This window comes from Bacteroides sp. D22 (assembly GCF_000163675.1).
Lineage (GTDB): Bacteria > Bacteroidota > Bacteroidia > Bacteroidales > Bacteroidaceae > Bacteroides > Bacteroides xylanisolvens.
Genome location: NZ_GG774810.1, coordinates 163,498 through 174,167 on the forward strand (window position 1 = coordinate 163,498; position 10,670 = coordinate 174,167).

Genomic DNA, 10,670 nt, shown 5'->3' on the forward strand with positions numbered 1-10,670 from the left:
TCATGACAGCAAGGCAATACGTGCTGAATATCTATACAGAAAACCGGGCTTATGCAAGACCTTTCAAAACAGAATTCGGATAAGAATCCTTTCTTTCCGGTTAGAATCTGCGTATTACCTCAAGTCGCATCGTGGGGTAAGGGGATGGTGGCTACATATTGATGTTGTGCTGTTGCTTTTTACTGAAAGCTGCTACTAACGACTCATAAATCTACCCTTAATCGTGTATTGGATGATAGTTGCGGATTTTAGGAATATGAAAAGTTCAAAAAGGTATTTGAAGAAGAAATGAGTAAAAACGCCCAATAAGCAGCTTGTTTAAAACATTGCGGATAGTAATGATCTCTTTAATAACTACCCAACTATTTGAAGATTGAATGATGAAGCTTAATTTGTCGGATATAAGATATAATTGGGTAGTTATTTTTATTATCCAGTTGCTTTTGTCTCCCGGTATTGATGTGTTTTCACAGGCAATGCCTGTTGATACAGTTTATAACCAATCTTATGACTGGAGACCGGGACAGCGGGAGACTTTGCCGGAATGGGTGTTTGCTTCTCAACGGAAAGGCCGGGTAGTTGGTATATCTGATCCTTGTATGAAATCCGAAGCTGCAAGGATGCTTGCTTTGCAAAGAGCGGCTTATCTGTATTCATTGCAGCAAGGGGTACAATTGAGACTTCTCTCGGACGTTTTTTCCACCATGGAGACTGCCAGTAATACATACGAAGACCAAAGAAACAAAATGCTTGTACTGGGAGTGATCGAACATCCCGTTCAACATGTTTCCTACCGGATTGAGCATGAATATACTTCTATATTTGGAGAGAAATTTCTGGAGGTATCTTTTACTCCATCGAATGATAGTTGCGATTTTTCTTATCATTCCATTAGTGAGTTGATGCTTTTGTTTACGAAAGAAAGGGTTGAGGAAGAAGAGGTGAAATTCAATTTATTGTTGGAATCGGGTAGTTGTAGGGAGCAATCAGACCAGTCATGGTTTCAGCTTAAGGGAACACAGTCATCTCCTCAAATAATTTCATATATGAACGGAGTTGAAATTTGTTCTTCACAGGAAGGCTGTTGGTATGAAGATACCGGTTTTGGAGGTCAGGACGGATTGGAGAAGATGGATATGAGGAATGCCTTTTGGAATGCCTATATGTCTTCTTTGGTGAAGGCACTGTTGTTATATCCGTTTTCTAATGTAAATGTCAAGCAGGTGGACGATCGTTTCAATGGCGGCACTGATTCCGGTTGTGGTTTGTATCGGGAGAAGGTTGTCGCCGTCTTGTCTATTTCCCCCTTTATCAAAGATATACGGAATAATAAGCTGTATGTGGATTGGCAGATAACAGAACAACAAAATATAATAAGGAAATGAGGAAAAATAGGATACGAATACTATCTATGGTAGTTTTTTCATTGTGTTTACCGTTTAGTCTTTTTGCGCAAATAGATAAAGACATGAAGGAGTTTGACGATTTTGTGAAGCAGCAGCATAAAGAGTTTGATGATTTTGTGAGCGAACAGAATAAGGAATTTGCCGAATTTCTGAAAGAAACCTGGAAAAAGTATGACTTGCAGAAGCCGGTGGCACGTCCTCAAAGACCAGAGCCTGTAAAACCGGTCAGCTTTGACCATAAGAAGCCGGCAACAAAACCGCAAGAGGTTAAAGTAGGGGAGGTGACACGACTCCCCATTCCGACAGTGACTCCAAGTGCGACATTTTCTCCTTCAAAGGGGAAAACACAGGTTCCGGTTGTACCGGGAGGTAAAGATGTGGCTGTAGAACCGGAAAAGGATTTTGCGGTGCTCCCTGAAATAAAACCGGAAGTGAAGCCTGAAGAAACCGTTCCAGCCAAACGCTCACTTTCCGGTGTAGAGTTTTCGTTCTACAGTAAAGATTGTGTTGTCAATGCTTCATTGAAGAACCGGCTCACTTTAAAAGGGATTGCAGAGAAAGATATTTCTGCCGGATGGGAGACGTTATCGCGTAGCAACTATCAGCCTTTGATAGACGACTGTCTGGCTTTTAAAAAGGATAATGCCCTGAATGACTATGGTTATCTGCTGTTGACGAGGAAAGTGGCTACTGAACTATGTGGAAGTACTCATTCCGATGAAATAGCTCTTATGCAAATGTTTCTCCTTTCTCAATCGGGATATAGGGTTAAGGTGGCGCGTATGGATAACCGCCTTACTTTATTCTATGCTTCGGGTAACATGATTTATGCTACCTGTTTTATAACTTTGAATGGAGTAAACTATTACAGGTTTGATACTACCCCGGATAAAACTAATTCTATTTACACTTACAACCGTGATTTCGCCAATGCGAAGAACCCGGTAAATATGAATATCACTGCTCCTCAACCCTTTTCAGGAACTTACGTGGAGAAAACGTTGCAAGCGAAAGCTTATCCATCCGTCAAAGTCTGCTCGAAAGTAAATTCGGGACTTATTTCCTTCTATAAGGATTATCCGCAATGTGACTTTTCTGTCTATGTGGGAGCTCCTGTCAGTCAGGAAGTACAACAGACGGTGCTTCCATCATTGCAAGCTGCCATACAAGGGAAAAAACAATCGGAAGCTGCTAATATACTGATTAATTTCGTGCAGACAGCTTTTGATTATAAGACAGATGGTGACCAGTTTGGTTATGAAAAGCCTTTCTTTGTGGATGAGCTGTTCTACTATCCTTATTCCGATTGCGAAGACCGTGCTGTGTTATACTCTTATTTGGTACGTACTCTTATGGGGCTTGATGTTGTATTGTTGGAATATCCCAATCACATGGCAACAGCGGTCTGTTTTGATGAAAACATTGACGGAGATTATATAACTGTAAGCGGAAAGAAGTACATAATTTGTGATCCGACTTATATTGGAGCTTCTATCGGGCTTGCTATGCCGCAATTTAAGAACGTGGCAGCCAAAGTGTTGAAATATTAATTTTATTATATTATGAAGAATATTAAAAAGTATTTGTGTGCCATTGTAATGATGGTTATTTCGATGACTGCATTTGCGCAGGAAGATGTTTTTAGCGGTGACTGGCTAGGAGCAAATAAAGAAGGCGATTTAAAGGTTGCGTTCACATTGAATTGTGATGGTAATTGGCAATTGAATCCTTATAATGAGAATGCCAGATGCAATGGATTTATGGAAGTGAATATGCTGGAACCCGGTGGAAGGGAATCTTTGATGGCAACTTATGAGTTTTACGTCGAGAGTATGAACGGGAATGAACTGACTCTTTCTTTTGTAGGCGGACGTCCGGAGGTTGATGCCGGGATTTCCGGTCAATGCAAAGTCGTTTATAAAGATGATAAGTTGTCGTTTTCCGGACTTGATAAAGGCGGAAAAGATGCTGCCTTTAATGGATTGACACTTGTAAAAAGCGGTAGTGGAGCTGATGCAATAGCTGATGCTGCGGCGGATGACGGAGTTCCTTTGGGAGTAAAGATATTGGCTGTTCTCCAACTGATTTTGTATATTGCCGTTGTTTTATTTATTGTGGGGCATATGTTTTTTGTATGGTATAAGGGCGCACGTTATAAAGAGGTTTTTACGGTAGAAGGAATGTTGAATAAACGCCTTGCAGCCGGAATGCCGGAGAAAATGACGGATGAAGAGATAACGGAGGCGTGGAAGCTGATGGATGAGGCATTCGCTACTTGGACGGTGATTGAAAAAACAGATGATGATGAATTCAGAAAGCCGACAAAGATGAAGCAAATTAAGAAATCTGTTCTTTTGATTGATCAGGTTATCGGTATGTGTCCTACTGACGCTGATGTCATAGAACGCTTAAACTCATTGACTGATGTGATTAATAGTGGTGAAGAACGTCATTTTGATGGTTCCAGGAAATTAATCTGGTTAGGTGTCATTGTGGGTATCTTGATGTATTGGATGATGGGAGTCGGTATGATGTTTTCTACTTTAATAGCTACCGGTTTGTATGTGGTAGCGAGCAGGACGCCTCAATTCTTAATTGATAAGCGGGCACTTCGTGGCGGTGGAAACATTCATAATGGTATTTTTGCCGGAGTGTTCGGGTTATTGGCAGGAGCGCAGACAGTGCGGACAATATACAAGTTTAATGATGGTCATAAAGAATATTTTGATGATCATTCACAACATTGGATTGCTTTGGCAATCGGACTTGTCGTTTTGTTTGTATTGGCAATGATGATGGCGTTCTGGGCACTTCTGAACTATTTACGTAATTATGTCCTGTACTTTTGATGGATAAAACTAACATGGTTGTTAATAATGGATTCGGCAGCATAATTAGGCTATTTATGTTTTGAAGTAGAATTTAGAGTAGTAGGTGTACAGGGGATCGATGAAAATCTGATGACCTGTGCATCTTTTTTTAATTAGTGATACCACAAAATATGATTAAGAATTTGCTAATTCCAATATTAATTTTAATATTTGCATTATAACAATAGTGTCAGTTGAAAACAAAAGATGAAATAATCGCTATTCTCCGGAATTTTAAGGAAGAATTTGGGGAGAGATATGGAATTGAAAAGTTAGGACTTTTTGGTTCTGTGGCTCGTGGTGAGCAGAAAGAGGATAGTGATATTGATATTTGTGTAAAGCTTCAAGATCCGGATTATTTTACTCGAATGGAAATAAAAGAGTCATTAGAAGAGCGTTTTAATGCAAAAGTGGATGTCGTGTCTTTAACCGCAATTATGCGTAGTTTATTTCGCAATCATATAGAGAAAGATGCAATCTATATCTAATGCTGACATATTGGATATGCTTCTTTTTGTAGAAGAACGTATTAATACAACTATAGAAAGATGTGGTAGTGTCATTTCTGTAAATGATTTCTTAGCTTCTCCTGATAAGATGGATATTTTTGATGCAACTTGTATGCGTTTGCAAACCATAGGTGAAACTGTTAAGAATATTGATAATCTGACTAATCATGAATTATTGATAAATTATGCCGGTACTCCATGGAGGAGCATTATTGGACTGCGCAATATTATTTCTCATGAATATTTATCTATTGACCCCGAAGAAATTTTTAAAATAGTAAAAGTGCATCTGCCTGGATTGCTTCTTGCAATTCAGCAGATCAGGAATGATATTGCTGCTAGTATATGAGACCTTTGTAGCTTTTCTATTTTTTATTATGCAAACGGTAGTCTTTAGGTACCACTCCCATCCGCTTTGTAAACTCCTTATAGAAATGTGATCTATTCATAAACCCACTTTGATACATGATTTCTTTAATGAAATTTTTGGGTGGGGATAAAATATCTCGTAGAAAATTCCTGGCGACTCCCGATCATAGTTATTTCCCGATTTGTATAGAGGCGATGAAGCTTGGCATCCATGTGTATGTGGAAAAGCCGTTTGTCAGAACTTCCTATGAATGTGAACTGCTGATGCAGGCGGAACAGAAGTACGGTGTTATCACGCAGATGAGTTACCAAGGACATTTTTTCTGTTTATTATTGACCTTAAACTCTCAAAACTTGCAAAATCGTTTCAATCGTTTCACAGAATCTTTCATGTCTTGATTTTTGTTCTAAAAGTATGATTCGGTTTGTTTTCTAACTTCTATATTTGTCATCAGAAACGAACGACAATGAACCATGGTATCTATATATTGACTATTCTTATGGCTTTATTAAGCCTTCCAGAAAGTGGGTATGCTTCGATTCCATTTTTCGCTGTTGCGAATGATACAATCCGGCGGGCAGTGATATATTTTGATGCGAATGAAGCGAAAGTGGATCTTAGTTATAAAGATAATAATCAGGCAATTACAATTTTATATTCTTTGCTTCTCGGGAATTTGAATACGAAATATATAACAGCGCTGAATGTGAAAACTTTTGTTTCTCCTGATGGTGATGAATCTTATAATAGAAGTTTGGCTGCTCGGAGAAATGATTCGATAAAGGAATTCTTACAACGGTATAATTCGGATGTTAGTGTTGATAAGATTCATTTTTTTTCAGAGGGAGAGGATTGGTCGGAGTTTCGTAAGTTGGTGGCATCCGACTCCAACTTGCCAGATCGGGAAGAAGTGCTGATATTGATTGATTATCATAAGAATGATGTCAATAAACGGAAACAACTGTTGCGAAAATTGAATCGGGGAATTGCTTACCGATACATTGTTCGCAATATCTTTCCGGAGCTGCGAAGATCGGTTATTACGATTGTCGGAGAAACTTCGAAATTAGGTAAAGAGGCTTTTGAACCGGTATCTTCTGTCTCCGGGTTGTTTGTTTCAAAGCAGGAAGAGGCGCTTCCGAAAGATCAACCTGATAAGCCTGTGGGAGAAAGTGAAGAAAAACAGGCCTGTGAGGTCGATATATCGGAGGCAGAAGGGCCGGTGAAAAGCCAAACTGTACTTGCAGTGAAGAATAATCTGTTATATGATTTGGCATTGGCGCCAAATATAGAAGTGGAAATTCCGATAGGCAAGAGGTGGTCTTTGAATACTGAATATAAATGTCCGTGGTGGCTGAATAGCAAACATGATTTCTGCTATCAGCTCCTTTCGGGAGGGATGGAAGGACGTTGTTGGCTGGGAAACCGTCAGAAACGCGACCGATTGACCGGACATTTTATCGGACTTTATGCTGAAGGCGGGATATATGACTTCCAGCTGCGTGGAGACGGCTATCAAGGTAAGTATTACGGAGCTGCGGGAGTGACTTATGGATATGCACGGCAATTGGCACGGCATTTTTCCCTTGAATTCAGTCTTGGCATAGGGTATTTGACAACAGAATATAAAAAATATACTCCTTATGAGGGAGATATTATATGGACAAATAGTGGGCGTTATAACTTTATTGGTCCTACCAAGGCGAAAGTTTCTTTGGTATGGTTGATAACAACAAAGAGATAGGAGGGCGTAATGCGAAATACAAGATACGGGTTTCTTGTGCTTTTGTCCTCGCTGCTGATGCTAACTGGATGTAGCCGTCGCGATATATTGGATGATTATCCCGTAAGTGGGGTAGATATAAAGCTGGATTGGGATGGAGTGACAGATCAACTGCCGGAGGGAGTTCGGGTGATTTTTTATCCGAAGAACGGAGATGGCAGGAAAGTAGATAAATACCTTTCGGTACGAGGTGGAGAAATGAAAGTTCCTCCGGGGAGGTATTCGGTAGTAGCCTACAACTATAACACGGAATCTATACGAATCAGGGGCGAAGAGTCTTATGAAACGATAGAAGCCTATACGGGAAACTGTAATGGTTTAGGGATTGAAGGAACGGAAAAGATGGTTTGGTCACCGGATTCATTGTATGTGTTGAATATAGATGAGCTGAAAATAGAGAAGAGTGAAGAAGTGCTTCGCTTAGACTGGAAGTTGGAATCTGTGGTGAAGAAATATTCTTTTGCAGTAGAGGCTAAAGGTTTGGAGTATGTTGCAACAGTGGTAGGAAGCATTGATGGATTATCCGATTGTTACTGTATAGGCAAAGGTCGTGGAGTATGTAGCTCACAACCTATCTACTTTGAGGTAAGGAAGGGAGACAATAAGGTAACGGCATCTTTCACCGCTTTCAAACAAGTAAAGGAAATGACAATGCCGACGCGAATGTCAACATCAGAGAGAGAAACTTCTAGTGAGAAAGATGCTATAATATTAATATTGAAATTTATCAAAACAGATAATACAGTTCAGGAAGCAACAATTGATGTTACTGAAATAATAGGTACACTTGAAAATGCTGGAACAGGGGAAGATGGAAAACCAACCCCACCACCGGAGATTGAGTTACCGCCTGATGATAAGATTGAGGTTGATAAGCCGGAAACACCACCGAATCCTGATGGAGGTGGAGGAATGGGCGGCAATGTTGATGAATGGGGGCCCGAAGATAATGTTGAGTTACCCGTGAATTAAATAAATGCTATAAACAAAATATAACAATATTATAAACTTAAAAAATACAGTTATGAAGAAAATTTTATTGGCAGTAACAGCTGCTTTGGCAATTACAGGTTGCTCACAGAATGAAGAGTTTGACTCCCCTTCACAGAAAGCCGAAATTAATTTTAGTACAGCTGCTGTTACAAGAGCAACTGCTATGATTACTGATAATTTTAAGCAGTTTAAAGTGTATGGCTATGCGCATACAGGTGAATTTACTACTGAGACTGAAAGTAAAACTCTTGTTGAAGGAATTTTTAATAAGTCAGAAGACAAAAAATGGTCAGAGAAAGATAGCAATAAGTTTTACTGGCCATCCGAAGGTAATGTAACTTTCTTTGGATATAGCCCTGTAGCAGAAACAGGGACTACTTATACTGCTCCAGAAAGTTCTAAAGGATATCCTACAATCGTTTATACAGTTAATGATGATATTGCTAGTCAATCAGATTTTTTGGTTGCTGATAAGACTGGTAATGGAACTACTAATGTGGATGGTATTTCTTTAGGATTTAAACATGCTCTGACCCAGATTGCATTTAAGTTGAAAGGGAGTGATTCAAATGTTAATTACACTGTTACAAAATTAGTTCTGAAAGGGATTAACAATGTTGGAACATATAAATGGGGAACGAATACATGGGAGTCTACAACTGGAACGAAAGATTATACGATTGATATGGTAAGTTCTGCTGCAACATTTGTCGGTGATGGTGCAGATGCTGTCGAATTGACAGGTAATGATAAAGTGCTGATGTTGATTCCTCAAGCTCCAAATAGTGCAAAAATAGAGGTTACATATACTGCTACTGATAAGACAACGAATATTGTGTATAATAATGCTCCTAAAGAAGTAAATGTACCGACTGACCAGTGGGAAGTGAGTCAAAGAATTGTTTTCACTATTGCTTTAACCCCTGGTAAGATCATGAATATTTCAGGTGAGGTTGTAAACAATGGTTGGGCTGATAAGGAGCCTCAACCGGATGATCTTAAGTAAATATAGATACTGTTCTTTCATATAGAGTTAAATAATTATATTAATAAAAAGCAGCATGAAGTATTCACTTTGTGCTGCTTTTGTATATAATATGGGCTGTCTTATAATTGGTTCGTGATAGTAAAAGGTTTATTTTCACTTTTCTTCCTTTTTTTATGGCAATATGAAAGATTTCATATATTTTTGCTGGCAGCATAAACAAAAACAAACACAGTCAGCGTATGCCATCTATTTGTCAAGGAACTTGGGATTGTCAAATATGTCCGAAAGCAGTGAGCAATGCCATTACTCATGTAATTTATCAGCGTGGTTTTCATAAACCGGCTCAAAAGTGTGAAGAAAATCTTATCCTTTTTTTGATGAAGGGAGAAATACTGGTCAATAGTAAGGAATATGCGGGGACAATGCTTAAGGAAGGTGAATTTATCCTTCAGGCTATTGGTTCTATGTTTGAGATGCTTGCTATGACTGAATGTGAGTGTATTTATTATCGTTTTATCCAGCCCGAACTGTTTTGTGATTTCCGTTTCAATCATATCATGAAGGAAGTATCTCCTCCACTTATTTATACTCCATTAAAAATAATTCCAGAACTGCAATATTTCCTTAATGGGTCTATCACTTATCTGAAAGGGGATAAAGTCTGTCGGGATTTGCTATCTCTGAAACGAAAAGAATTGGCGTTTGTATTGGGATACTATTATTCCGATTATGATCTTTCGAGCTTGGTGCATCCACTCTCTAAATATGTAAATAGTTTCCAATACTTCGTTATTCAAAACTATAAGAAAGTAAAGACAGTGGAAGAACTGGCACAATTGGGTGGATATACCCTTAGTACATTCCGTCGTATCTTCAATAACGTCTTTCATGAACCTGTTTATGAATGGATGCTGGCGAGACGTAAAGAGGGCATTCTGGACGACTTGAACAACTCCGAATATAGCATTTCGGAGATATGCTATAAATATGGTTTTGAATCTTTACCCCATTTTTCTAATTTCTGCAAGAAATCTTTTGGTGCCTCTCCACGTAATTTACGTAGGCAAGACATTTCATAAATGCAACTATGTAAGATAATTGCGGTTCACCGGTTTCATCCAATTCTCTAAATGCCGATGAATAAGGTAACAGCGGGTGAAAGCAAGGGAGAAATTCAGGCGAAACTGAACCTTCCCGGTTTCACCTGTTGAGTTTATTCATACCGACTGTTGGACATATAGCTCCAAGGTGTTGGATATATAGCTCTAAGGTGTTGGATATATAGCTCCAAGATGCTAGATATATAGATGCAACAACTCAAGTATTAACACATGAGAACTAAGGTGTTAAGACTTGGCGGCCAAAGTATTACATCCGCACAGTTCACTCATTAATACCTGAAAGCGGATTTGCTATAAGCATATCCGGATTAGCTATAATGATAATTGTTTTAGCTCAAGGGATATTTTAATAAGACAGGTGAAAGCGGTAAGTAAGCGTCTCCGCGATTCTATATAGTGTATTAAAATAAAAAGGCTAATGATCCCTTTTTAGTCATTAGCCTTTTCCCATCTGTCAGGAAGCAGTTCCCTGTATTTTTCAATTGGTGTGTTCGGTTGCCATTCGGCTGTTCTGTTTATCACATCCGTGAGATACTCAAATAGATTCACTTTATGCATCCTACAAGTGAGTGCTATCGTATAGAGTATGGCGCCTCGTTCGGCCCCCTTATGGCTGCCGAAGAACAATGA

Annotated in this window: 12 protein-coding genes; 10 read left to right on the forward strand and 2 right to left on the reverse strand. The window is 39.0% G+C overall.

Annotation, left to right across the window (positions count from 1 at the left end; genetic code table 11):
* Positions 1-377 precede the first annotated feature (377 nt).
* The 5 genes from HMPREF0106_RS09295 (at position 378) to HMPREF0106_RS09275 (ending at position 5,134) form a co-directional block, all read left to right on the forward strand.
* Complete coding sequence (locus HMPREF0106_RS09295; protein ID WP_009040353.1) at positions 378-1,385, forward strand: hypothetical protein; 1,008 nt, start codon at positions 378-380, stop codon at positions 1,383-1,385.
* Complete coding sequence (locus HMPREF0106_RS09290) at positions 1,382-2,956, forward strand: hypothetical protein (protein ID WP_009040354.1); 1,575 nt, start codon at positions 1,382-1,384, stop codon at positions 2,954-2,956. The genes HMPREF0106_RS09295 and HMPREF0106_RS09290 overlap by 4 nt, the downstream gene beginning before the upstream one ends.
* A 12-nt stretch (positions 2,957-2,968) precedes the next feature.
* Positions 2,969-4,255: a hypothetical protein gene (locus HMPREF0106_RS09285; protein ID WP_009040355.1), complete on the forward strand. Its 1,287-nt coding sequence runs from the start codon at positions 2,969-2,971 to the stop codon at positions 4,253-4,255.
* Positions 4,256-4,470: 215 nt separating this feature from the next.
* Positions 4,471-4,764 carry a nucleotidyltransferase family protein gene (locus HMPREF0106_RS09280; protein ID WP_004298496.1) on the forward strand — a complete coding sequence of 98 codons (294 nt, stop codon included), beginning with the start codon at positions 4,471-4,473 and terminating at the stop codon, positions 4,762-4,764.
* Positions 4,748-5,134: a DUF86 domain-containing protein gene (locus tag HMPREF0106_RS09275; RefSeq protein WP_004317062.1), complete on the forward strand. Its 387-nt coding sequence runs from the start codon at positions 4,748-4,750 to the stop codon at positions 5,132-5,134. The genes HMPREF0106_RS09280 and HMPREF0106_RS09275 overlap by 17 nt, the downstream gene beginning before the upstream one ends.
* Before the next feature lie 16 nt (positions 5,135-5,150).
* On the opposite strand, the gene HMPREF0106_RS28435 is transcribed toward HMPREF0106_RS09275, so the two are convergent.
* Positions 5,151-5,252: a hypothetical protein gene (locus tag HMPREF0106_RS28435; protein WP_373167073.1), complete on the reverse strand. Its 102-nt coding sequence runs from the start codon at positions 5,250-5,252 to the stop codon at positions 5,151-5,153.
* 10 nt (positions 5,253-5,262) lie between these two features.
* Here HMPREF0106_RS28435 and HMPREF0106_RS09270 point away from each other — a divergent pair, with 10 nt between their 5' ends.
* The 5 genes from HMPREF0106_RS09270 (at position 5,263) to HMPREF0106_RS09250 (ending at position 9,998) form a co-directional block, all read left to right on the forward strand.
* Positions 5,263-5,553 carry a Gfo/Idh/MocA family oxidoreductase gene (locus HMPREF0106_RS09270; RefSeq protein WP_229093011.1) on the forward strand — a complete coding sequence of 97 codons (291 nt, stop codon included), beginning with the start codon at positions 5,263-5,265 and terminating at the stop codon, positions 5,551-5,553.
* Between the two features lie 68 nt (positions 5,554-5,621).
* Positions 5,622-6,899 carry a DUF3575 domain-containing protein gene (locus HMPREF0106_RS09265; RefSeq protein WP_009040357.1) on the forward strand — a complete coding sequence of 426 codons (1,278 nt, stop codon included), beginning with the start codon at positions 5,622-5,624 and terminating at the stop codon, positions 6,897-6,899.
* Between the two features lie 9 nt (positions 6,900-6,908).
* The gene (locus HMPREF0106_RS09260) at positions 6,909-7,910 is read left to right on the forward strand and encodes a DUF5119 domain-containing protein (RefSeq protein WP_229037548.1); all 1,002 of its coding nucleotides are present in this window, start codon (positions 6,909-6,911) and stop codon (positions 7,908-7,910) included.
* A gap of 52 nt (positions 7,911-7,962) precedes the next feature.
* Positions 7,963-8,937 (forward strand): fimbrillin family protein, encoded by a 975-nt coding sequence (locus HMPREF0106_RS09255; RefSeq protein ID WP_009040359.1) that lies wholly within the window; start codon positions 7,963-7,965, stop codon positions 8,935-8,937.
* Between the two features lie 221 nt (positions 8,938-9,158).
* Complete coding sequence (locus HMPREF0106_RS09250; protein WP_009040360.1) at positions 9,159-9,998, forward strand: helix-turn-helix domain-containing protein; 840 nt, start codon at positions 9,159-9,161, stop codon at positions 9,996-9,998.
* Between the two features lie 471 nt (positions 9,999-10,469).
* On the opposite strand, the gene HMPREF0106_RS09245 is transcribed toward HMPREF0106_RS09250, so the two are convergent.
* Positions 10,470-10,670 (reverse strand): transposase domain-containing protein (locus HMPREF0106_RS09245; protein ID WP_009040361.1); only part of this gene is annotated, 201 nt, incomplete at its 5' end.

Coding starts and splice junctions, on each gene's coding strand:
- HMPREF0106_RS09295 (WP_009040353.1), top strand. CDS start 378: ATGATGAAGCTTAATTTGTCGGATATAAGATATAATTGGGTAGTTATT.
- HMPREF0106_RS28435 (WP_373167073.1), bottom strand. CDS start 5,252: ATGTATCAAAGTGGGTTTATGAATAGATCACATTTCTATAAGGAGTTT.
- HMPREF0106_RS09285 (WP_009040355.1), top strand. CDS start 2,969: ATGAAGAATATTAAAAAGTATTTGTGTGCCATTGTAATGATGGTTATT.
- HMPREF0106_RS09275 (WP_004317062.1), top strand. CDS start 4,748: ATGCAATCTATATCTAATGCTGACATATTGGATATGCTTCTTTTTGTA.
- HMPREF0106_RS09250 (WP_009040360.1), top strand. CDS start 9,159: ATGCCATCTATTTGTCAAGGAACTTGGGATTGTCAAATATGTCCGAAA.
- HMPREF0106_RS09260 (WP_229037548.1), top strand. CDS start 6,909: ATGCGAAATACAAGATACGGGTTTCTTGTGCTTTTGTCCTCGCTGCTG.
- HMPREF0106_RS09255 (WP_009040359.1), top strand. CDS start 7,963: ATGAAGAAAATTTTATTGGCAGTAACAGCTGCTTTGGCAATTACAGGT.
- HMPREF0106_RS09290 (WP_009040354.1), top strand. CDS start 1,382: ATGAGGAAAAATAGGATACGAATACTATCTATGGTAGTTTTTTCATTG.
- HMPREF0106_RS09265 (WP_009040357.1), top strand. CDS start 5,622: ATGAACCATGGTATCTATATATTGACTATTCTTATGGCTTTATTAAGC.
- HMPREF0106_RS09270 (WP_229093011.1), top strand. CDS start 5,263: ATGAAATTTTTGGGTGGGGATAAAATATCTCGTAGAAAATTCCTGGCG.